The organism is Pseudomonas sp. p50(2008), assembly GCF_015351605.1.
Classification (GTDB): Bacteria; Pseudomonadota; Gammaproteobacteria; order Pseudomonadales; family Pseudomonadaceae; genus Aquipseudomonas.
In genome coordinates, this window is the sequence record NZ_JACMYF010000005.1 from 393,830 (window position 1) to 414,860 (window position 21,031).

A 21,031-nucleotide genomic window follows, 5' to 3' on the forward strand; every position below is an offset into this window, starting at 1 on the left:
CACAGTTCGTCACTCGACAAGATACTGTGCATTCAGCGATCAGGTTTTCGACGAGCCATTAATGGCCTCCGCCAGATCCTCGTACTCCTCGCACGTATTGCCGCAAATCAATCTGATTTCCTGCAACTGCTCCTGCGCCAGATCCAGCCGACCTTTGATCACATACGCTTCGCCAAGGTATTCGCGCACTTGCGCGTACCGGGGGTCGAGCTTGACCGATCGCAGGTAGTACCCGATGCCTTCGTCGGTGCGACCGAGTTTGCGCGTCGCGTATCCGCGATAGTTCAGCGCTTTGGCGGTGTTCGGCTCCTTGAGCGTATCCAGCAACGCCAGGGCTTCCTCGTAGCGTCCGTCCCTGGCCAGGCGATAGGCGTAATCGGTGCGATCCGCGTCCGGCACCAGGCTGCTGTTTTGCATCAGGCATTTTTGCTGCTTGCTGTCCCAGACCTGGCCTTTGGGGCAATTGGGCTTGGCCGGCTCTTCCTCGTCGCCGTTGGCAAACACAAAGGAACTGCACAGGGCGACGGCCAGCAACAGCGGGGTGCAGCACCAGGCAAGACGAGTATTCATAGGACCAATCCTCAGGGGTGATAGCTATAGAACACCGCAGCGTGAACAATTGTTCATTACTTTCAGGCGATCTCTGTAAGGAAAGCTCAACCCCAGACGCTATGCTCGTTAGCATTCGTTGCCGTTCTGGAGCGCTGCCATGAAAGATCACGTTCACCATACTGCCGCTGCTGGCTACAAAACCGCTGCCGAGACGTACGTACGCGGTCGTCCGGACTATCCACCGCAACTTACTGTTTGGCTGGCGGAGGCGCTCGGTCTGAATGCGCACACCACTGTCATAGACCTGGGGGCCGGAACTGGCAAGTTCACTGGTCGGCTGGTGGCGACCGGGGCACAAGTGATTGCCGTGGAACCGGTGGCGCAGATGCTGGAACTATTGTCAGCCGCCTATCCGCAAGCACTGGCTGTCAGTGGTACGGCCACGGACCTGCCGTTGCCTGATGCTTCGGTGGATGTTGTGGTGTGCGCCCAGGCATTTCACTGGTTCGCCAGCCGTGACGCCCTGGACGAAATCGCTCGGGTGCTCAAGCCCGGTGGCAAGTTGGGCCTGGTGTGGAACCTGCGTGATACCCGCATCGGCTGGGTGCCGAAGCTGGATGCGATCGTCAATGCGCTGGAGGGTGACACGCCACGGTATTACACCGGCGCCTGGCGCGATGCCTTTCCCCATGACGCATTCGGGCCGCTGCAGGAGCAGCAATTCGCCCATGGACACACCGGGGCGCCGGAGGATGTGATTCTCAATCGGGTGCGCTCGACCAGTTTCATCGCTGCACTGCCGGCGATGGAGCGGGCAAAGGTTGATGAACAGCTGCGGGCGCTTATCGCGTCCGAGCCTGAATTGCGTAACAAGGATGTCGTGACAGTGCCCTATATGACTGCAGCCTTCGTGGCCGTGAAAGGTGGTTGAATCGTTGTGGGAGCTGAGCCTGCTCCGGGCGGCGCTCCGACGATGAACGATGACTCGGTTTCAGCTCAGCAGCCGAATCGGCGCTCCGGCAGCCCAGGCTTGAATGTCTTCGATCATCTGCGAGAAAAACAGGTGATAGTTCTGCTGGCTGACGTACCCGACATGCGGCGTCGCCAGTACAGTATCCAGGGTCCTGAACGGATGATGAGCGGGCAGGGGCTCCTGTTCGAAGACGTCCAGTGCCGCGCCGGCAATGCGGTTTTTTTGCAGAGCCTTGATCAGCGCCGACTCATCGACAATCGGCCCACGAGCCGTGTTGACCAGCAGCGCGGTCGGTTTCATCCAGTCCAGTGCCTGAGCGTCGACGATGCCCCGGCTGCGATCGCTGAGTACCAGGTGCACCGATAACACGTCAGCCTGTTCGAACAATTCCTGTTTGCTGACGTAAGTGACATCGGCCTCGGCCGCACGTTCAGCGGTCAGGTTTTCGCTCCAGGCAATGACCCGCATGCCGAACACCTGACCGAAGCGGGCGACCCGTTGACCGATACTCCCCAGCCCCAGAATGCCCAGGGTTTTGCCGTGCAGATCACCGCCCAGACCCTGTTGCCATTTGCCTTGGCGCAGGGCGTTGGCTTCGTTCACCAGGTTGCGGGTCGCGGCCATGATCAACGCCCAGGTCAGCTCCGGCGCCGCGTGCTTGTAGCTGTCAGTGCCGCACACCTGAATACCCAGCGCGCCTGCGGCTTTGATGTCCAGAGAGGCATTGCGCATGCCGCCTGTCACCAGCAGCTTGAGGTTGGGCAAGCGGCGCAGCAGGTCGTCATCGAAGCGGGTGCGTTCGCGCATCACACAGATCACCTGGAACGTTTCCAGGTGTTTGGCCAGGGTGTCATTGTCGGCTGGGTAGTCATGGACAAAGTGCACCTCGCCAATGCCCTCCAGCGCCGACCAATCCACTACGCCGCTCGCGACATCCTGCCAATCATCGATCACCGCTATCTGCACAGCCATCAGCGTTACCTCATCAACGAACGGGGTTGGTTTTGTTCAGCCAGGCGAGCAGGGCCTGGTGGAATTTTGCCGGTTCTTCCATTTGCGGTGCGTGGCCCATGCCGGGGAATTCCACCAGTGTGGAATGGGGAATGAGTTTGGCGACCTGTTTGCCAAGCACATCGTAATGGCCGATTTTCGCTTTGACCTCTGGCGGGGCAATGTCCTTGCCAATCGCTGTGGTGTCCGAGGTGCCAATCAACAACAGTGTCGGCATCTTCAGGTTCTTGAATTCGTAATACACCGGCTGGGTAAAGATCATGTCGTAGATCAGCGCCGAATTCCAAGCCACCAGGACTTTGCCCGGACCTTTGGCCAGTCCCGCGTACATGTCTACCCAGCGGTCGTACTCAGGCTTCCAGCGGCCATCGTAATAGGTGGTGCGCTCGTAGTCGCGGATGCCTTGCGCCGTCACTTTGAGCTCGCGCTCATTCCACTGGTCGACAGTGCGATAAGGGACGCCGAGGGCTTTCCAGTCTTCCAGGCCAATGGGATTGACCATCGCCAGCTGTTCAACCTGCTCAGGATATTGCAGGGCGTAGCGGGTCGCGAGCATGCCGCCGGTGGAGTGGCCCAGCAAGGTGGCTTTCTGGATGCCCAGGGCCTTGAGCAATTGTTGCGTGTTGGTCGCCAGTTGCTGGAACGTGTATTGATAATGCTCTGGCTTGCTGGAAGTGCAAAAACCGATTTGATCCGGTGCGATGACCCGATACCCGGCTTCGCTGAGCGCCTTGATCGATGTGTCCCACGTGGCACCGCAGAAGTTTTTGCCGTGCATCAGCACCACGGTGCGGCCGTTGGTTTTGCCTTCAGCGGCAACGTCCATGTAACCCATTTGCAGGGATTGGCCTTGAGACTCGAAGGCGAAATGCTTGACCGTGTAGGGGTACTCGAACCCTTGCAGCTCGGGTCCGTATTCCGGGCCTTCGGCGTGGGCGAGGGAGGGCAACGCAGCGGTCAACAGAAGGCCGGGCAGCCAGCGCGAGAGGGTGAGAGGCATGAGTAAACTCCAGTGGAAATCGGCCGATGCTGGAACGGCTTGATTAGGGCGACATTAAACACAGGCAATGACCGCGCCAGATCGTTCAACCCATCCAGCCGAGGGTCGCCAGGGCCAACACCCCGTAACGAGCGCCTTTGGCGAGGGTCACGATCAGCAGGAATCGACCCAGGGGCTCGCGCATGACACCGGCCACCAAGGTGAGCGGATCGCCAATGACAGGCAACCAACTGAGCAGCAGCGACCAGTGGCCGTAACGTCGATAGTGAATGCGGGCTTTTTCCAGATGACGGGGGCTGACCGGGAACCAGCGCCGATCGCGAAAGCGTTCAATGCTGCGTCCCAGCCACCAGTTCACCAACGAGCCCAGGACATTGCCCAGGGTCGCAACCGCCAGCAGTGACCATAGCCAATACTTGCCGCTGAGCAACAACCCCACCAGGACCGCTTCCGATTGCAGGGGCAGCAGGGTCGCCGCGCCGAATGCCGCGAAAAACAGCCCGATGTAAGCGCCGAACATCACTGGGCGGGATAGTCCGCCACCACGACATCCGTACCGTCCTTTTTAAGACCGATCACCTGATACGCATCGCTCATACCGTCCATTTCCATGCCGGGCGAACCCATGGGCATACCGGGGGCGGCAACGCCCAGCAGGTCATCGCGCTTGCTCAAGGCCAGAACCTGATCGGCCGGAACATGACCTTCGACGAATTTGCCGTTGATCAGGCCGGTGTGGCAGGACCCCAGGCGCGGGGGCACACCGTGCTGTTGCTTGAATTGGCTCATGTCGGCTTCGACGTGATCCTCGACCTTGAAACCATTGGCTTCCAGATGGCTGATCCACTTTTTGCAGCAGCCGCAGTTGGCATCGCGATGAACTTCAATCGGGATCAAGTCGGCGGCCTGGGCCAGGGAGGAAATGAACAGGGCGCTCAGGGCAGCCAGTCGCAGGTGGGTTCGCATGGGCATCTCGTTTCGAATTGCGGCCAAAAAAATGCATTCTGACCATTTTCAGCGACCAGGCATTCAAGGAGTGTTTCGAATTAATTCAAAGCTCAACGACCTGATGATCGTAGATCAAGGCTGTCAGGCAGATGAAGCGAAGATGACAATGTTGTCAGGTTGGTCACTGAGCACCGGCAAGGGTGCTCAGGGTGAGAAGAAGTGAACGGTTAACGGTGCTGATAGTCACCCGGGCCGCCCCGGTCATAGTGGTCGTGATGCCCGCCGCCGTGTGGGAAAACGATGCAACCGCTCAGGGTTAAAAGGGCCAGCAGGGGAATCAGCCGTGTGATTCGACGGAACATGTGAAAATCCTCATGGTTAGCGCCGTGATAAAGCTAAAACTCTTCATCGGCTGTAACATGAGACCCCGTTTGCAGCGTGCCATCCCCGGAATACGGTAAGGGCTTGGCATGCGACCGGATACAAACCGGATACATTTTCATCAGCTTCAGGAACTCGCAATGACACAGTCGCAACGTTTGAAATATTCGATTCTGATCTCGCTGGTGGTACTGGCGATCATGTTTGGCCTGTCCTATTTGCAGAACACAGGCGTTATCACTGAAAAAATGTCCCAGTACATCGCCATTGCCGTGGCGGTGATCGTGGTGGTGGTGAACGGCGTGATGCGTCGCAAGGTCAAGCCTTGAGCGACGCACCTTGAAAGCCGGTTATTCGCCGTGCAATGCGGCGAATGCCTGGGGGTTCAGGCGGTAGCTTTTGTCGCTGTTCAGTTCGATCACGCCTTCGCTGCACAAGCGTTTCAACACTTCGCGCACGCTGAGAAACGACAGGGGGATGTCCAGGTCCAGCAGCTGGCTGTGCACCCCGCGCACACCCAGGGTGCGGTCGTGTTCGGCGGCGTTGAGTAAGGCGTCGATGACTTTCAGGCGAATCAGGCTGGTGCGCAGGCCGAAGCTCTTGAGCAGCATCCTGATGCGTTCGTTGCCATGGCGATCGGTACGTTGATCGAAAACGCCGGAGCCAATGGTGGTACTCATTGGCGCAGTGCTACCGTCCGTTGGCAGTTGCGAGTTGTGCATGCAAAAACTCCTTTTCAGAGCCTGATCCGGGAAATTATTGGTGCTCTCAATCAATAAGACGCATGAGCCTGGCAAATCATGAAGGCTCGAATGTAGAAATTTTGTCGACGCCGCGTCGACAAGTCGTGAGATGCCTTTGGTACGGGGTTTCATGCGCTAAATTTTTTGTCATTTGTTTCGTTCTTGGGGGATGAAGTGCGCTCCCACAATGGATCGCACCGGACATCTTCGATCAGGAGCGAGCGTGATTATTTCCAGGCAGTTAACCCGGTTGAGCCTTGCCGCCGTTTTGGTGGGTTTGAGCCTTGCAGCGAACGCGCGTAGCCAGTCAGAGCAGACCAGCGCAGACATCCGTCGAACCACGTTTGGTGTGCCGCACATTCGCGCCGATAACGAACGCGGTCTTGGCTACGGTATCGGGTACGCCTACGCGCAGGACAATTTGTGTTTGCTGGCCAACGAAATCACCACCGTCAATGGCGAGCGTTCGCGCTATTTCGGGCCTGAGCAGTTCACGGTCGAGGAACGTGAAAATCAGGTCAGCGACCTGTTTTTCACCTGGCTGAACACCCCCCAGGCCGTTGACGCTTTCTGGCAGGCGCAAACCCCGGCGGTGCGCGACCTCATTGAAGGTTATGTCGCGGGCTACAATCGCTCCCTTAAAGAAACCCGCGCGCAAGGCTTGCCCGCGCAGTGCCAGGGTGAGTGGGTGCGCGATATCACTGCCCAGGACCTGGTCAAACTGACCCGACGTCTGTTGGTCGAAGGCGGCGTCGGGCAATTCGCCGAAGCGCTGGCCGGCGCCACGCCACCCCAGGCCGTCGCAGCCACCGCCGATTCAGGATCATTCCAGCTAGCCGACTCCCGCCTGCAGCGCTTCGCCCTGGACCGAGGCAGCAACGCCGTCGCCGTCGGCAGCGAACGATCCTTCAACGGTCGCGGCATGTTGCTGGCCAACCCGCATTTTCCCTGGGTCGGCGGGATGCGCTTCTATCAGATGCACCTGACCATTCCCGGCAAGCTCGACGTGATGGGCGCCGCGCTGCCTGGTCTGCCGATGATCAACATCGGTTTCAACCAGCACCTGGCCTGGACCCACACAGTGGATTCATCCAAACATTTCACTCTGTATCGCCTGCAACTGGACCCCAAGGACCCGACCCGTTACCTGCTCGACGGCCAGTCATTGCCGATGACAAAACAGACCGTGACGGTAAACGTGAAACAAGCCGATGGTCAGGTCCAGCCGATCTCCCATGTGGTTTACAGCTCGCAGTTCGGCCCGATGGTGCAGTGGCCCGGCAAGCTCGACTGGGACACTCAGTTTGCCTATAGCCTGCGCGACGCCAACCTGGAAAACGACCGGGTATTGCAACAGTGGTATGAGATGAACCGGGCGGACAGCCTTGAGGCGTTGCAAGCGTCGGTGCACAAGATCCAGGGCATCCCGTGGGTCAACACCCTGGCGGCGGACGACAAGGGCCAGACGCTCTATATGAACCTGTCGGTCGTGCCCAATGTGAATGCAGAAAAGCTGGCCAGGTGCAGCGATCCACGCGCCGGCTTGCAGATGATTGTGCTTGACGGGTCCAGGAGCGAATGTGCCTGGGACATCGATCCTCAGGCGGCGCAACAAGGTATCTACGCGTCCGACCAGTTGCCACAGCTGCTGCGCAAGGACTTCGTGCAGCATTCCAACGATTCGGCATGGATGGCTAACCCGGCGCAACCGCTGACGGATTTTTCGCCACTCATCAGCCAGGACAGCCAGCCATTGGGGCTGCGCTCACGCTTTGCGCTTGATCGCCTGGGTGCACTGCACAAGGCTGGCCCTATTGCGGCAGCGGACCTGCAACGCATGGTGATGGACGATCAGGTGTTTCTGGCCGCGCAAGTGATGCCGGACTTGTTGCAATTCTGCACGGCTGATCTGGGCGCAGACGCAAAGGCGCTCGCACCGTTGTGCGCCAGCCTGAAGGCCTGGGACGGCAACGCGAACCTGAACAGTGGCCTGGGTTTTGTTCACTTCCAGAATGTGATGGAAGCGTTGCAGGAAATGCCTGATGTATGGCGAGTGGCGTTCGATCCACAAGACCCTCAGCACACACCCCGAGGTCTGGCGATTGAGCAGCCTGAAGTGGTGAAGGCCGTTCGGCAGGCGATGTTGGCCTCTGTTGAAAACGTCGACAAACAAGGCCTCAACAAAGACAGCCGTTGGGGGGACATTCAGGTGGTGAGCAGCGGGGGGCAGCAGACGCCCATCCATGGTGGACCGGGCACTTTGGGTATTTACAACGCCATACAGAGCGTGCCCAGAACCGACGGAAAACGGGAGGTCGTCAGCGGGACGAGTTACCTGCAAGTGGTGACCTTTGACGACAACGGACCGCGTGCCCAAGGCTTGTTGGCTTTTTCGCTCTCCAGTGATCCGGCCTCGAAGTATTCACGGGACCAGACGCTGGCGTTCTCGAAGAAACAGTTGAGCGTGATGCCGTTTACCGAGCAGCAGATCAAGGCCGATGCGCAGTATCAGGCGCGCACGATCAGTGAGCGGGATGAGGCGGTTGGCAAGGTCGTAAACCAGTAAGATCAAAAGATCACAGCCTCGCTTCGCTCGACAGCTCCTACAAAGGATCGAGTGAAACGAGGCCGCGAGTTTTCAGCTTTTAGGGGTTTGCTGCGGGAGGGCGTTCAATACCGGATTACCGTCCTTGTTGCGCGTCACGTAGACCGGCAATACCTTGGGCAAGGACGCCACCAGGCCGTTGAGTTCCTTGATGTTGTAGATGCCGCCGATGCGGATCGAACCGGTACTGTGATCAGCCACAATCAGCGGTTTGGCCAGGTAGCGGTTGATCAAGGGCAGGGCGTCGGACAGCGTCAGATCATCCAGCACCAGCTTGCCGCTGCGCCAGGCCAATGAGTTGTCATTGTCATAGGTCTGACTGATGCGCGGAATGTAATCGCCGTGTCCGTAGCTCGCCTGCATGGCCGGCCCGAGACGTAGACCATCGCCTGGAAGGTCATCGTTGCTGCTGACCAGCACCGACCCTTCAATCAGGTTCACACGCACCTGATCTTCATACATCCAGACGTTGAATTGGGTGCCCGTCACTCGAATCTTGCCTTGCGCCGCTTTCACTATAAAAGGGTGCGTGGTGTCGTGGCTGACCCTGAAGAATGCTTCGCCTTTTTTCAGGGTCACCCGGCGCTGGTCCTTGTAGTTGCTGAACGTCAGCTCGCTGCCCAGGTTCAATTCCACCTGGCTGCCATCGCCAAGGGTGACATGACGGACCGTATCGCTTGCTTCAATGTGTTGGTAAGCGTTCGGCAGCCACCCCATGTTCCAGCCGCTGACGGCTGCCAATGGCAGCGCCACCGCGCACACGGCGGCAGCGATGCCGAAGGTACGCCAAGGTGTCGCGGGTTTGATGTGCACCACCGGCGCGGCAATGGTCGGCGGACGAGGCAAATCCCCCGCAACGTCCCAGATCTCCAGCATCGCTTCGTACTCGAACGCATGAAGTGGATGCGCATCACGCCATTGTTCGAATGCGATACGCTCTTGCGCCGTACAGTCGTTGGCGTGCAAGCGCATGCACCAATGCGCAGCGGCATCGGTAATGGCGTCGTATTCGGCTTGGGAGAGGGGGCTGTCGGTCATTGACTCATCCTGATTTGCGCCATTCTAACCTTTGAGCTCACTCGTCGAGAACAACCGTCATGGCAATTACCCATCAAACTCGCAAGATTTTAATGATTCAAGGGGTGCTGACGTGCAATTGGCGCCCCAATCGGGTGATTAGCCAGGCAACGCTGTCTGCGTTGGCAAGCAGTACCTTCAGCCTGATCAGTGCATTTTTCTTGAATTGCGTACGGGCGCCGCTCAGGTTTACTGTCTTGGTCAAGGTCAGTACCAGCTTTTTTACATCACCCGTGTCTTCTTCAAACGTGTTACCCAGGTCATCGCGGTCTCCGGTAGCGGGATCGTAAAGCGTGAACAGGTCAGTGTAAGGCGTCTTGACCGAGAGCGCGGTTTCTTGAAGTTTGCTTAATTCTTCTTTCAGCCCGCGGGCCGTTGGGCTGGATGTGTCAATAAGGTCGACAAAAGGTCTACCGGAATCGAGGTAAGTGATGTCCTCCGCGTCCAGCGCAATGTGCGCAACCTCATGCACAAGCGTCGCCGCCCGGGCATGGGTGTTGATCGGGAAATCGGGGTTACTCAGGTAGGGCTGGTAAACGTCGTACGCCGGCTTGAAGAATCTGTTCACCAGGTAAATTTTCCGCTTGATGTCAGACGGGACAGTAAATGCAAAAGTATTTGTTTCGCCCGAAACGGCCCTGCCAACCACAAATCGGCTGGAAGTTTCCTTCGTGAGTGAGGGTTCCAACAGGGTTGCAAATACATTACTTACCGCTTGTTCAAGCAGCTCGACGTGCTCGGGCAGAACGGTGGTGACACCTATGAAATCCTTGATGAGCTGATGCACCGGGGTGACGGTATCGCCAGAATCTTTCAGCATTTGCAGATTACGAAAACTGTTCCAAGCGTAGGTCGTGGCCAGGTCCAGCGCTTCGGTGATCTGACGTGCTTTTTCAGGAAACAGCATCCGGATCTCGGACATTCCGGTAGCGTCGACATTCATCCCGTCCCATACAGTAAACGTGGTCCTTAACCGATCGAAGATACTGAAGCGAGGATGCGTTGTTTTCCTGTCCACTGTCCATTGACCGGACACGTTCCGGTTTACATAAGGTCCCCGTTTTTTATCGCCGCCGATTCTCCAGCGCGTGCCATGTTTTGTGACGGGATACACTTTCCCTTGCGCAGGGCAGTAGTTTTTTTTAGTTGAAGGATGCTCATAAAGCCCAAGCTTGACGTCGTGCGTCAGCGAACCCAAGTCGATGTCGATGCTTTCATGGATGCTCAGGTGCGTGCGTTCGGGCGCGGTGATATTGATGTCTTGCCACTTGAACGGCGTCGTCGAAGGTGTTGATGCCGCCACGACGGGCGCCGAAGACGGTGTCGATTGAACATCCTGTGAGTCGCGTAACGTGGCGAGCTGAGCCATGCCATTGATGAACTCTTTTAATGCCGGTCCCCATCTATGCAACTGCAGATCCTCGGCGGATTGCTTGATGCGCTGATAGCTGCGCCACACGGTGAGCGGGTAGGCCAGTTTTCCCGCAAAGAAGTTGAACGCGGCATGCAGGCCTTCGCCCAGCACGTGCTTGATGGTTGCCCACGCACTTTGCTTTTTGTCATCTGCCTGGAAACCGAGCAAACGGGTCAACGCATCAGCCGTGTCGTTAAATAGCCGTTTAAACAAATGACCCTTGATCGGGTTGAAAGCCAGGGTGACGTCGGCAAGGCGCTTGCCGGTGCTGCCTATTTCTTTTTCGAGCAGCGCTCGATCAGTCTGTGGCAGGTTCATCAATACCCAATCGATCAGCCCACCGCCCGATTTCAGTTCGGTCAGCAGCTGTGCCTCGTTTTGATATTCTTTTATGCCGTGCCCGCTGCTGTGAGGCGCGATGAGTATTTGAGTTGCTGCTTTATCACTTGAAGATCCGATCAGATAGACACCCGGCACGGTCATCGCCGGGGTGTTTTCAACACCGACAAGTTCAAGTGGGCGGATGATTGCATGGGCGCCCACGACTGCTGCACGGGCGATAGCATCTGGCAGGTCGGCGATCTGCTGGATCAGCTCGAATCCGGTTTGACTGAGTTTTCCTTGCAGTTTTTGTTCATGTGCGTAGTGCATCAACTGCCAAGGCACTTGCGTGTAAAACCGCTTGCGGCGATCCGCCGAATCTGCCTGGGTTTGCGCAAAGGCGTCCTTCACTGTTTTTTGCTGATGCTCGCCAAGTTTCAGGTTTTTTATCAGATTTTTTATGTACTGCTCGTTCATACCCGCGGGGACTGCAGTTGAGGTCAGCGACACCAGTTTGAATCGGGTTTTGTCCAGGTCGGTGAAGTGGATCAATGCGAACTCGGTCAGGGTTTGCCTCATGACCTGGGCCGTCTTGGCGTCGTTGATTCGGATCTCTATATCGTCCGGATCGAAGTCGTAAGTGTCCGCCTTGAGTTGTTTTTGCAGGTGTTGCCGTGCGGTGTGTTGCAGCGAGCTGATACCGGATAGGTAGTCCTGGTCGTCAGTGACATTGTTGAGGTATTGCTGAAGCAGTTCGCAATGCAGCTTTTGATCCGCAATGCTTGCTTTGGCCAGCCACGCCGGCAGCTTCTGCCGTGTGTTCAAGCCCTCGGCCATTTGCGTTACGCGCTGCAATCCCGTCTGCGGTGCGCGCAGTGCCACTCGCGCCATAAGCTCGGCGAGTGCTGCAGAGGGAAGCGGTGAAGCCAGTGCGTCAGCGACGCGCGTGGTGTCCAGATGTACAAATGATTGTTGTACGTGCTCAAGAAAGTGCGTATCGATCAATTGCATCGGCGCCAAGGTGCAGGTCTTGCCAGGCAGTCGTTCACTCGCCCCCAGGTTTTCCAGGAGCGTGCTGTGAAGAACCTTGTCCGCGAGGCGTTTTTCGAGCGCTTTCAGTAACGGTGTCAAACCAGTGAATGCTTCAAATCCGGACGCCGGCGTCCAGAGTACGGTTTTGCCCGACTTTGCCGGATCAAGGCCTCCCTTTTCCGTCAGTGCAAAACAACTGGCCAGTTTCAACGGGACCGTGGCGTCGCCGACGTTCAACGCCAGGGAAAATACGTCGGGCACAAAGCCGTTCAGTTTGGCGCGCTGCGAGCGCACCGGTTTATCAAGCACCGCTTTAATGATCGCCTGCTCAGCGGCACCCAGAGTACGCGTGACGGTGCGCAGGTCCAGTTCACTGCGTAATGCGGTCGACAGCGTTTGGGTGAAGCTCGATTTGAGTGTTGCAATTGACGTCGCCACGGCGGCCTCTGCTTCGGCAACCGTGCGGATGGTTGACGCGATAACCGGGTGTGCGTCGAGGTGTTGATCAAGCGTTTTCCTGGCAAGGGCGATTTTTTTCAATTGCGCTTTGGCGGACTCGCCACCCACGGTCGCTGGTTGGGCGTACCAGCGTGAATTCATGTGTTGACTGGCGTGATCTTCAGCGTCCACTGCCAGCAGTCCGTTATCGATTAACCCTCGGACATCCAGCGCCTGATCGAGTAAGACATACGGGTCCAGAGTGCCTTCGCTGTCACGGTAGAGACCCAATGCGTGGGACACGTTATCCCGTTGTTTGCCGAGGATGTCGCTCATCAACTGTTCAAACACCGAACCGGTGATCGGTTGCCCGACAATGTCTCGATCACCCGGCGCCATTGCGATAAAACGACCGCGTTCGGCGAACGACATTAAATTGAGCAGCGCGTCTTCATGCATCTCGCTTTTCAAGCGTTCCAACAGGGTGTTCGTCACAGTGGACACGTCCTTTGTGGGTTCGATGCCCTTGTGCTGCGTGTAGATGAATCCGCGAGAACTGCTGCTACCCAGTATCAGGGTCGACGCCAGGTCTGTGTAGCTATTGGCCGGTGTTGTAACGCGTACAGTTTTTGCGAGAAAGGTGGACTCGGCACTCATATGGCTGGCGCCCGTGAGTGCCTGATACTCCTGTGTCGATAAATCACCATGTTGTCGCTTGAGTAGAAGACGCGTGTAAAAGGTGTCGCGCAAACACTCGGCAAATAGGGCCAAGCGCGATAGCCCATGGCTTGTTGTGGTGTTCCAGTACGTTTCAAGCAGGTTGTCGAGTTGCGACGTCAAGCTGTTGGCGATCTCTTCTACCGCGATCTCCCATGCCTGGTTATCGCCAGAGGTACTGAAGCTGTGTTCGGGGTTGGAGAACACTCGAACGTCGCCTGCTGGCCAACCCTTGAGGTGGTAATGCAAGAGTGCCTGGCTGAGGGACAGTGACGATGTTTCCCGTAACTTGTCTTTTTCAGCCACGGCAGAGCGGTTACGAACGTAGGTTTGTAGACGGGTCAGGCGTTGATCCAGGGTTGGAAATGACTTGAGCAAAATGTGGCTGGCCTTGAGAGCTTCATCCAGCATCGACTGCAAGGTGGGCATTTTGAGCAGTTCGCCCATCAAGGTCGTCAGGTTCTGCGCCTGGTTGCGTTCGAGGACAGTCTCTTGATCCTGAAACACCGAACCCTCTATTTCTTGCGTGGTAATACCAGGCGTAATCGTGGCGGGTAGTCTGCTGCGTTGCTCAATGGAGAGAAAACGCATCAGCTCCTGCCTGCCGGTTTCCTGCCCCAGCCACTCCAGCAGTTTGCTTTTGACTTCGTCCATCTTCTTGAACTTGATCAAGCCTTGCCACGGGGTATAGAGCACGACTTCACCGTCGTCTGGCCGACTCATGGCGAAGGCCCCGGCCAACGGCGTGCCCTTTTCACCGTTTTGCGTCAGAAGCAAGCGATGAACGAGCATCGGCGAGGTATGGTTTTTGCGCGTGGTATGGGTCGCGAGGTAAACCGTGGAAAGCCATTTGAGATCGTCAAGGGAGAAGCTCAGGGCTTTTTCTCGAGCGCCCGTTTGCTTGGCAGTGGAGGCAACTTCTGCCTCCTTGAAAAAATACGGCAGTGCTAATGTCGTCATTGTGTCTCCTCGAAGTGCTGCGAGTGCTGAGTCATCGCAGGTCATTGGGTCGAGGGAAAAACGTAGGGCAGGGGGCGATGTTGAGTGCGGTAGATATTGCTGGCACCGATTTGCATGCCCAAAACTTGACAGCAAGGCCGTATGAAAGCGCTTAATCGTCGTGTCGCGCTTTTCTAACAATAAAACCGGAGCTTCAGATGACCGCATCGCCAGAGTTGGCCGTTAGTTCGGGCAAACAAACGCTCGATTTCGATTCTCTTGTTGTGTTGCTTGAACAGATTTTCGTCCGTCATGGCACCTCCATGGACGTCGCCCGGACCCTGGCGCAAAACTGCGCCGGTGCCGAACGGGACGGCGCCCACAGCCATGGCGTGTTTCGTATTCCAGGCTACGTATCGACGCTGCGAAGCGGCTGGGTCAATGGGCAGGCGGTGCCTGTGGTGGAAGATGTGGCGTCAGGTTTTGTCCGGGTCGATGCCGACAACGGTTTCGCCCAACCGGCGCTTGCGGCTGCGCGAGCCTTGTTGGTAGAGAAGGCCCGCAGCGCGGGTATCGCGGTGCTGGCCATTCGTAACTCCCATCATTTCGCCGCGTTGTGGCCTGACGTGGAGCCTTTCGCGTATGAAGGGCTGGTGGCGCTGAGTGTGGTCAACAGTATGACCTGTGTGGTGCCGCACGGTGCGGATCGCCCCTTGTTTGGTACTAACCCGATAGCCTTTGCCGCACCTCGGGCCGACGGTGATCCGATTGTTTTCGACCTGGCAACCAGCGCCATCGCCCATGGCGACGTGCAGATCGCCGCGCGCAAGGGTGAACGCTTGCCTGCGGGCATGGGAGTCGACAGCCTCGGTCAGCCGACCCAGGACCCGAAAGCCATTCTGGAGGGCGGGGCGTTGCTGCCATTCGGCGGGCACAAAGGTTCGGCGTTGTCGATGATGGTGGAGTTGTTGGCAGCGGCGCTGACCGGCGGGAATTTTTCGTTCGAATTCGATTGGTCGAACCATCCAGGGGCCAAGACGCCCTGGACCGGGCAATTGCTGATTGTGATCGACCCGAGCAAGGCTGCTGGGCAGGGTTTTGCCGAACGCAGCCAGGAACTGGTGCGGCAGATGCACAGTGTGGGGCTCAAGCGGTTGCCGGGAGATCGTCGTCACCATCAGCGGGCGAAATCGGCGGCCAATGGCATTGAACTGGATGTACAGACGTTGAAGGAGTTGCGGGAACTGGCGGGGGGGTGAAGCGTATGGCGCGGGAGTCCGGATCCCACGCCGGTCTCCTGTAGCAGCTGGCGCAGCCTGCGTCCGGCTGCGCAGTGGTCGTAACACCGGTTTGAGAAGATTCCATGAAGCACCGCACCGCTCGGGATGACGACTGCTGCGCAGCCGGACGCAGGCTGCGCCAGCTGCTACAGGGGGAGTGTCACTAAAGGCTGATGCTATTAACGACGGCCCAACAGCAATCCGACCACCAAACCGAAACCGGCGGAGATCGCCACGGTTTGCCATGGGTGACCGCCGATATAGGTTTCGGTGGCATCAACGGCGGGCTTTGTCCGGTCACGAACGTTTGTCACCGAATCCATCGCCTGCTGGAGCTTCTGGGCTATTTGACCACGAAGGGTCTCGGCTTCTTCACCGACCAGTGATGCGCTGCTTTTAAGCAGTTTGTCGGACTCCTCGATCAGCGCCTGCAACTCGCTGAAGGCTTGATCCTTGATTTGGTCTGCGGCGTTTTGTGCGGCGGTTTTCCGAGCCATTGAGGTACTCCTTACTGATTAATGGGCAGTGAACAATGGAGTCTGCTGCGATGGAAAAAGTTGCAGGGATTTTGCGCTAACCCGTGATCCTTCGGAAAATCCAGCGCAGGAGATTTCTGACTACAGTGTAAGATGTCGCCTATTTTACGCAGCAGGTAAATCCCATGAGCTTCAATCTGGCCGACAAACCCCTTGCCGAGCGCGCCGCGCTTGAAGATGAAAAATCCCGTCTGTTCGACCTTTGGCAAAGCAATCTGGGCAAAGCCAAGGGTGAGGCGGCACGGTTGTTCGGGGAGCGCGCCAAGCGCAAAGGCAAGTGGTCCGAGTGGGTCCGTTCCGAACTCGACGCCATGTCGCCTCCGGAATTCGCGAACATGGTGCGCAGTGAAGTGAACCGGCTGATGGCTGCCAAGTAACCGTGCGCCTGACACAACCCCTGTAGGATCGCGGAAGTCCGTCATGGACAGTGCACCTTCATCATGAGCTGCGCGAAAAGCTCGCGACAATCGCCTCGCGCACTTTCAACACGACCGGATCGAGCTGCGTGCTGGTGCGCCAGCCCAGCTCGATCGGGTAACGCGGCAAGGCCAGAGGGCAGGGCAATAGCGCCAGGCCACTGAGCGCTGCGATGCTCTGCGCGGCGTGAGTCGGAATGGTCGCCACCGCCTGACTGCCTTTAAGCAAAAAGGGGAGTGCCGCAAAGTGCGTCGTGGATGCGCACACCCGGCGAGTCAGCTCCAGCGCTGCCAATCCCTCATCCGTGATCCCGATAAAGCCGCCCGACGACACCAGAATGTGCTCACGGGCGACGAACGCCTCAAGACTGAGGTTGTGCTGTCCCTCGGCAAGACTGGCGGGGTCGACCAGGCACGCATAATCCCCTTCACCCAACACCTGACGACTGAGCAGTCGCTCGGCAAATCCGCCGGCAGTAATGGCCAGATCGATGCTGCGGTCCATCAAGGCCTGCGCGACGATCTGGCTATGAGTCTGACGGAAAATCAGCCGCAGCTTTGGTGCACACCGGGCAATGTCCGAGATCAAGCGTCGACCGTAGGCGATTTCAAAATCATCGGACAAGCCGATGGCAACGGAACGACCTTCGTACTCATGGGCCGCAGGGTCGACCATGGCCAGGCTTTGCCGGCATTTGTTCAACGCATCGCTAATGACGGGCTTCAGCTGATTGGCCCGGAGCGTCGGCGCGAGGCCGCGACCGGTGCGGACGAACAAGGGGTCGCCATACACGTCGCGCAGCCGGCGCAGCGCGGCGCTGACGGCCGATTGCGTCACGCCCAGGCGCAGTGCCGCGCGGCTGGCACTGGATTCCTCATGCAACGCTTCGAAGACTTTGAGCAGGTTGAGATCGACAGCAGTGATATTCATGGTGTTCATATCATTCAGCAGTGAGTCGGGCTTTATTCATGATCCTGTCCCGCCGGAGAATGAGCAACACCCCAGCGCTTTTGGAGAGACCGACATGCCCAAGTCAATCGTTGCTGCATTGCAAATCGGCGCTTTGCCCGGTGGCAAAGCCGACACCCTGGAGCAGATTCTTGCCTGGGAAAACGCCATCATCGAAGCCGGCGCGGCGCTGGTGGTCATGCCCGAAGCCTTGCTGGGCGGTTACCCGAAAGGCGAGGGTTTCGGCACGCAACTGGGCTATCGCCTGCCGGAAGGGCGTGAGGCATTTGCCCGCTACTTAACCAATGCCATCGACGTGCCCGGCGCCGAAACGGAGGCGCTGGCGGGCTTGTCGGCGCGCACGGGCGCGAATCTGGTGATCGGCGTGATTGAGCGAGTCGCCAGCACGTTGTATTGCACCGCACTGTATTTCGACCCCATAGGCGGGTTGGTCGCCAGGCACCGCAAACTGATGCCCACCGGCACCGAGCGATTGATCTGGGGCAAGGGCGATGGCTCGACCTTGCCGGTGATCGACAGCCAGGTCGGGCGGATCGGCGCGGTGGTGTGCTGGGAAAACATGATGCCGCTGTTACGCACCGCGATGTATGCCAAAGGCGTGGAAGTCTGGTGTGCACCAACGGTGGACGAACGGGAGATGTGGCAGGTCAGCATGCGTCATATTGCCCACGAGGGGCGCTGCTTCGTTGTCAGCGCCTGCCAGGTTCAGAATTCGCCACAAGCCTTGGGACTGGACATCGCCAACTGGCCGGCGGATCGGCCATTGATCTCGGGTGGAAGCATCATCGTTGGCCCCATGGGTGACATTCTCGCAGGCCCGTTACGGGGTGATGCGGGGTTGCTCACCGCGACGATCGATACCGATGACCTGATTCGTGCCCGATACGATTTCGATGTGGTCGGCCACTACGCGCGCCCGGATGTGTTCGAGTTGACGGTGGATGAGCGGGCGAAACCTGGCGTTCGATTTACCGCATAGCTCCCACATTGGTTTCCACCGGTTCATAAACAACGCGTCGGCCAGCCAGTGAATTTCAACGTCGCTCGAGCCATTCTTCCCGAGTGATTTCCCAGATCTCCTTGGGAAATTCCCCGCCGACAAACCGGCCTGTCCCCGTGTCGATCAACCGCATTCCACCCCGTTCCGATAGCTTGCGCGAGCCAATGTTCGGTGCCGCTTTCGGAACGCGCATCACCGGGCGACCCAGGGTTTCAAACCAATACGCCGTCACGGCGGCGCTGGCTTCAGTCATCAAGCCTTGCCCCTGCCATTGGGGCCCGAGCCAGAAACCGCGGTTGTTGTCCTGCTCGTCCATCAAACTGATGTTCCCGATCAGATGCTCCGGGGCGGATTTCAAGCGAATCGACCAGTGCCACTCTGTTCCTGCGGCAATCGCCGGCAATGCGATGTCACGCAGATAAGTCTGGGCGCCGTCTGCCGGATAGGGCCAAGGCACAAACGCGTTGAGGTAACGAACAACCTCCCAGTGCGCGAAGTGTTGCTGGATGTCCGGCGCATCAGCCATTTCCAGCGGTCGCAGGATCAGGCGTTCGGTGTAGAGCGTGGGTGTCGGTTCCATGATGGATGGGGCTCCTTTGTCGGGCCTACCAGGTGCCGGATGTCGTCCCCGGCAGGCTGAGCTTGCCAGTGTCCACGAATCGCATCGTGCCAAACAAGCCGCCGGCGAGTTTGCCGCGCAACACATAGGGCAGATTGTTCAGCGACTGGGTTTGACTCAAGCCCAGGGTCTGACGCAGCACCGAGAAGGCTGACACGCTCACCGGCACCGTCAGCACGGTTTCCGAAAACCGTGCAATGGAACCCGACTGATCGCTGACGCCCGACGCCAGTGGCTGGCCATTGACCTCCAGATCCAGCGCGACGCCGTTGTAGTCGACAGGATTCTCGTTGGGGTTTTGCACGCGTATTTTCACCGCGAAGCGCACTTCCATGTCCTGGCTTTGCAGGGGTTCCAGGCCGACGACATTGATGTTCAGCGGATCGCGATTGGGGAACAGGGCGCAGGCGCTCAGGGAGAGCAACAGCAAGGAAAGGATGACGGCGTGAACACTGCGCATAAACAAGCTCTCATGAAGAAAAGGGCTGAACCGCCGCCGGCTCAGCCCTCGAGCCTTTTTAGCGGTTCAACTGTGCGACCGCTGCAGGCGGGGCCGGTTCACCTTTGGCAGGGGACCTCCGGGTTTTCCATGACCTGCAGGATCGATGCTTCCGGATCGAAATCATCTTCTTCCAGTTCAAGGAATTCCTCAGGCAGGAAGATATTCAGCACGATAGCGCACAACGCGCCCACGGTGATCGGCGATTCAAAGATGTTGTGCAGCGCCATCGGCAGTTCGCGCAGCACCTCTGGAACGGCCGCAACCCCCAGGCCCATGCCGAGGGAAATCGCCACGATCAGCATGTTGCGCCGATGCAGCCCGGCTTCGGCGAGGATCTTGATTCCGGCCACCGCGACGGTGCCGAACATCACCAGTTCCGCGCCGCCCAGTACTGGTTTCGGCATCAGTTGCAGCACCGCGCCGATCATCGGGAACAGGCCCAGAATTACCAGCAGGCCGGCAATGAAAAATGCCACATAACGGCTGGCGACGCCGGTGAGCTGAATCACCCCATTGTTCTGGGCGAACGTAACCATCGGCATGCTGTTGAACACGGCCGCCATGGCTGAGTTGAGGCCGTCGGCGAGGAGGCCGGACTTGATGCGGCGGATGTAGATCGGGCCTTTGACCGGTTGCCGGGAGATCATCGAGTTGGCCGTCAGGTCGCCAGCAGCTTCCAGCGGCGACACCAGGAAGATCACCGCCACGGGCACGAACGCCACCCAATCGAAGTTGAAACCGTACTTGAACGGCACCGGTACGCTCATCAACGGCACATCGGGCATGCTGGCGAAACTCACGTCACCCATTGCCCAGGCCACGACATAGCCTAGGGTCAGGCCGATGACAATCGCGCCCAGGCGCAGGAACGGCACATCGACCCGGTTCAACACCACAATCGTGCCCAGCACCAATGCTGCGAGTGCCAGGTGATGAGCTCCGCCGAGGTCCGGTGCACCGAAGCCGCCGGCGATATCCGTCATCGCCACCTTGATCAACGACAGGCCCATGAGCGTGATGATGGTGCCGGTCACAACCGGAGTGATGAGCATGCGCAGCTTGCCGATGAACTGGCTCAGCACGACTTCGATGAAGGCGGCGAAAAAGCACACGCCAAAGATCGTCGAGAGGATTTCGTCGGTACCACCACCACGGGCCTTGACCATGAAACCGGCACTGAGAATCACGCTGATGAACGAGAAACTGGTGCCTTGCAGGCACAGAAGCCCTGAGCCCACCGGTCCGAAGCGCCGTGCCTGGACGAACGTCCCCAGGCCCGACACGAACAGCGCCATGCTGATCAGGTAGGGCACTTCACTTTGCAGGCCCAAGGCGCTGCCCATGATCAAAGTCGGGGTGATGATGCCGACGAAACTCGCCAGCACGTGCTGCAGCGCGGCGAAAATGGTCGCGGTGAGATGCGGGCGGTCGTTGAGGCCGTAAATCAGGTCGTTGTTTCGTGCAGGTGGGGCTTTTTCAGAGGCGGTCATGGTTGTATGCGTGCCAACAGGCGGGCCGGGTCAGAAAATGGAGGCGCAGGATGCCAGAAAGCAGCAG

20 protein-coding genes and 1 pseudogene are annotated in these 21,031 nt (G+C 58.2%); 7 read left to right on the top strand and 14 right to left on the bottom strand.

Translation table 11 applies throughout. The annotated features are described in order from the left end of the window. Positions 1-39: 39 nt before the first annotated feature. Positions 40-570 (bottom strand): tetratricopeptide repeat protein, encoded by a 531-nt coding sequence (locus H7698_RS16465; protein WP_194692116.1) that lies wholly within the window; start codon positions 568-570, stop codon positions 40-42. A gap of 139 nt (positions 571-709) precedes the next feature. On the opposite strand from H7698_RS16465, the gene H7698_RS16470 reads away from it, so the two are divergent. Continuing rightward, positions 710-1,483, top strand: coding sequence for a class I SAM-dependent methyltransferase (locus H7698_RS16470; protein WP_194692117.1), 774 nt, complete (start codon positions 710-712; stop codon positions 1,481-1,483). A gap of 60 nt (positions 1,484-1,543) precedes the next feature. Here H7698_RS16470 and H7698_RS16475 read toward each other — a convergent pair whose 3' ends face one another. From H7698_RS16475 to H7698_RS16490, 4 genes are all read right to left on the bottom strand, one after another. Then, a complete protein-coding gene (locus H7698_RS16475) occupies positions 1,544-2,497 on the bottom strand; it encodes a D-2-hydroxyacid dehydrogenase family protein (protein ID WP_194692118.1) in 954 nt (317 codons plus the stop codon). A gap of 13 nt (positions 2,498-2,510) precedes the next feature. Beyond that, a complete protein-coding gene (locus tag H7698_RS16480) occupies positions 2,511-3,536 on the bottom strand; it encodes an alpha/beta fold hydrolase (RefSeq protein WP_194692119.1) in 1,026 nt (341 codons plus the stop codon). A gap of 85 nt (positions 3,537-3,621) precedes the next feature. Further along, complete coding sequence (locus H7698_RS16485) at positions 3,622-4,056, bottom strand: YqaA family protein (protein ID WP_194692120.1); 435 nt, start codon at positions 4,054-4,056, stop codon at positions 3,622-3,624. After that, on the bottom strand, positions 4,056-4,502 hold the full coding sequence (locus H7698_RS16490; RefSeq protein WP_194692121.1) for a DUF411 domain-containing protein: 447 nt from the start codon (positions 4,500-4,502) through the stop codon (positions 4,056-4,058). The genes H7698_RS16485 and H7698_RS16490 overlap by 1 nt, the downstream gene beginning before the upstream one ends. On the opposite strand from H7698_RS16490, the gene H7698_RS16495 reads away from it, so the two are divergent. Beyond that, positions 4,501-4,707 carry a hypothetical protein gene (locus H7698_RS16495; RefSeq protein ID WP_194692122.1) on the top strand — a complete coding sequence of 69 codons (207 nt, stop codon included), beginning with the start codon at positions 4,501-4,503 and terminating at the stop codon, positions 4,705-4,707. The genes H7698_RS16490 and H7698_RS16495 overlap by 2 nt on opposite strands. 4 nt (positions 4,708-4,711) lie before the next feature. Here H7698_RS16495 and H7698_RS31660 read toward each other — a convergent pair whose 3' ends face one another. Next, positions 4,712-4,846 (bottom strand): hypothetical protein, encoded by a 135-nt coding sequence (locus H7698_RS31660; protein WP_268932905.1) that lies wholly within the window; start codon positions 4,844-4,846, stop codon positions 4,712-4,714. A 159-nt stretch (positions 4,847-5,005) separates the two neighbouring features. On the opposite strand from H7698_RS31660, the gene H7698_RS16500 reads away from it, so the two are divergent. Further along, complete coding sequence (locus H7698_RS16500; RefSeq protein WP_194692123.1) at positions 5,006-5,194, top strand: hypothetical protein; 189 nt, start codon at positions 5,006-5,008, stop codon at positions 5,192-5,194. Positions 5,195-5,215: 21 nt separating this feature from the next. Here the strand turns inward: H7698_RS16500 and H7698_RS16505 are convergent, their stop codons facing one another. Next, positions 5,216-5,587, bottom strand: a complete 372-nt coding sequence (locus tag H7698_RS16505) for a fe2+ zn2+ uptake regulation protein (protein ID WP_194692124.1) — start codon at positions 5,585-5,587, stop codon at positions 5,216-5,218. A gap of 244 nt (positions 5,588-5,831) precedes the next feature. Here H7698_RS16505 and pvdQ point away from each other — a divergent pair, with 244 nt between their 5' ends. Then, positions 5,832-8,174 (top strand): bifunctional acylase PvdQ, encoded by a 2,343-nt coding sequence (gene pvdQ / locus H7698_RS16510; protein WP_194692125.1) that lies wholly within the window; start codon positions 5,832-5,834, stop codon positions 8,172-8,174. Positions 8,175-8,246: 72 nt separating this feature from the next. On the opposite strand, the gene H7698_RS16515 is transcribed toward pvdQ, so the two are convergent. Further along, positions 8,247-9,251 (bottom strand): FecR family protein, encoded by a 1,005-nt coding sequence (locus tag H7698_RS16515; protein ID WP_194692126.1) that lies wholly within the window; start codon positions 9,249-9,251, stop codon positions 8,247-8,249. Positions 9,252-9,348: 97 nt separating this feature from the next. Next, positions 9,349-14,172: a dermonecrotic toxin domain-containing protein gene (locus tag H7698_RS16520; protein WP_194692233.1), complete on the bottom strand. Its 4,824-nt coding sequence runs from the start codon at positions 14,170-14,172 to the stop codon at positions 9,349-9,351. A 197-nt stretch (positions 14,173-14,369) separates the two neighbouring features. Between H7698_RS16520 and H7698_RS16525 the strand changes: the two genes are divergently transcribed. Continuing rightward, complete coding sequence (locus H7698_RS16525; protein WP_162438147.1) at positions 14,370-15,410, top strand: Ldh family oxidoreductase; 1,041 nt, start codon at positions 14,370-14,372, stop codon at positions 15,408-15,410. Between the two features lie 200 nt (positions 15,411-15,610). Here H7698_RS16525 and H7698_RS16530 read toward each other — a convergent pair whose 3' ends face one another. Next, entirely contained in the window at positions 15,611-15,928 is a 318-nt protein-coding gene (locus tag H7698_RS16530) for a DUF883 family protein (protein ID WP_162438148.1), read from the bottom strand. Positions 15,929-16,092: 164 nt separating this feature from the next. Between H7698_RS16530 and H7698_RS16535 the strand changes: the two genes are divergently transcribed. Continuing rightward, the gene (locus H7698_RS16535; protein ID WP_162438149.1) at positions 16,093-16,344 is read left to right on the top strand and encodes a hypothetical protein; all 252 of its coding nucleotides are present in this window, start codon (positions 16,093-16,095) and stop codon (positions 16,342-16,344) included. Between the two features lie 61 nt (positions 16,345-16,405). Here H7698_RS16535 and H7698_RS16540 read toward each other — a convergent pair whose 3' ends face one another. Then, positions 16,406-17,323, bottom strand: a complete 918-nt coding sequence (locus tag H7698_RS16540; RefSeq protein ID WP_194692127.1) for a LysR family transcriptional regulator — start codon at positions 17,321-17,323, stop codon at positions 16,406-16,408. An 85-nt stretch (positions 17,324-17,408) separates the two neighbouring features. Here H7698_RS16540 and H7698_RS16545 point away from each other — a divergent pair, with 85 nt between their 5' ends. Next, entirely contained in the window at positions 17,409-18,332 is a 924-nt protein-coding gene (locus tag H7698_RS16545; RefSeq protein ID WP_194692128.1) for a carbon-nitrogen hydrolase family protein, read from the top strand. 55 nt (positions 18,333-18,387) lie between these two features. On the opposite strand, the gene H7698_RS16550 is transcribed toward H7698_RS16545, so the two are convergent. The 3 genes and pseudogenes from H7698_RS16550 to H7698_RS16560 all read right to left on the bottom strand — a co-directional run bounded on the left by H7698_RS16550 (position 18,388) and on the right by H7698_RS16560 (position 20,964). Next, positions 18,388-18,933 carry a GNAT family N-acetyltransferase gene (locus tag H7698_RS16550; RefSeq protein WP_194692129.1) on the bottom strand — a complete coding sequence of 182 codons (546 nt, stop codon included), beginning with the start codon at positions 18,931-18,933 and terminating at the stop codon, positions 18,388-18,390. Positions 18,934-18,958: 25 nt separating this feature from the next. Beyond that, positions 18,959-19,432, bottom strand: coding sequence for an LEA type 2 family protein (locus tag H7698_RS16555; RefSeq protein WP_162438153.1), 474 nt, complete (start codon positions 19,430-19,432; stop codon positions 18,959-18,961). 58 nt (positions 19,433-19,490) lie between these two features. Next, a pseudogene (locus H7698_RS16560) lies at positions 19,491-20,964 on the bottom strand (nucleobase:cation symporter-2 family protein). Positions 20,965-21,031 lie beyond the last annotated feature (67 nt).

Bases quoted from the DNA above. Each gene is read 5' to 3' on its own strand.
- H7698_RS16490 (WP_194692121.1), bottom strand. From the start codon at position 4,502: ATGCGAACCCACCTGCGACTGGCTGCCCTGAGCGCCCTGTTCATTTCC.
- H7698_RS16470 (WP_194692117.1), top strand. From the start codon at position 710: ATGAAAGATCACGTTCACCATACTGCCGCTGCTGGCTACAAAACCGCT.
- H7698_RS16505 (WP_194692124.1), bottom strand. From the start codon at position 5,587: ATGCACAACTCGCAACTGCCAACGGACGGTAGCACTGCGCCAATGAGT.
- H7698_RS16485 (WP_194692120.1), bottom strand. From the start codon at position 4,056: ATGTTCGGCGCTTACATCGGGCTGTTTTTCGCGGCATTCGGCGCGGCG.
- H7698_RS16520 (WP_194692233.1), bottom strand. From the start codon at position 14,172: ATGACGACATTAGCACTGCCGTATTTTTTCAAGGAGGCAGAAGTTGCC.
- H7698_RS31660 (WP_268932905.1), bottom strand. From the start codon at position 4,846: ATGTTCCGTCGAATCACACGGCTGATTCCCCTGCTGGCCCTTTTAACC.
- H7698_RS16540 (WP_194692127.1), bottom strand. From the start codon at position 17,323: ATGAACACCATGAATATCACTGCTGTCGATCTCAACCTGCTCAAAGTC.
- H7698_RS16550 (WP_194692129.1), bottom strand. From the start codon at position 18,933: ATGGAACCGACACCCACGCTCTACACCGAACGCCTGATCCTGCGACCG.
- H7698_RS16500 (WP_194692123.1), top strand. From the start codon at position 5,006: ATGACACAGTCGCAACGTTTGAAATATTCGATTCTGATCTCGCTGGTG.
- H7698_RS16475 (WP_194692118.1), bottom strand. From the start codon at position 2,497: ATGGCTGTGCAGATAGCGGTGATCGATGATTGGCAGGATGTCGCGAGC.
- H7698_RS16515 (WP_194692126.1), bottom strand. From the start codon at position 9,251: ATGACCGACAGCCCCCTCTCCCAAGCCGAATACGACGCCATTACCGAT.
- H7698_RS16525 (WP_162438147.1), top strand. From the start codon at position 14,370: ATGACCGCATCGCCAGAGTTGGCCGTTAGTTCGGGCAAACAAACGCTC.
- H7698_RS16530 (WP_162438148.1), bottom strand. From the start codon at position 15,928: ATGGCTCGGAAAACCGCCGCACAAAACGCCGCAGACCAAATCAAGGAT.
- H7698_RS16465 (WP_194692116.1), bottom strand. From the start codon at position 570: ATGAATACTCGTCTTGCCTGGTGCTGCACCCCGCTGTTGCTGGCCGTC.
- H7698_RS16545 (WP_194692128.1), top strand. From the start codon at position 17,409: ATGCCCAAGTCAATCGTTGCTGCATTGCAAATCGGCGCTTTGCCCGGT.
- H7698_RS16535 (WP_162438149.1), top strand. From the start codon at position 16,093: ATGAGCTTCAATCTGGCCGACAAACCCCTTGCCGAGCGCGCCGCGCTT.
- H7698_RS16495 (WP_194692122.1), top strand. From the start codon at position 4,501: ATGGGCATCTCGTTTCGAATTGCGGCCAAAAAAATGCATTCTGACCAT.
- H7698_RS16555 (WP_162438153.1), bottom strand. From the start codon at position 19,432: ATGCGCAGTGTTCACGCCGTCATCCTTTCCTTGCTGTTGCTCTCCCTG.
- H7698_RS16480 (WP_194692119.1), bottom strand. From the start codon at position 3,536: ATGCCTCTCACCCTCTCGCGCTGGCTGCCCGGCCTTCTGTTGACCGCT.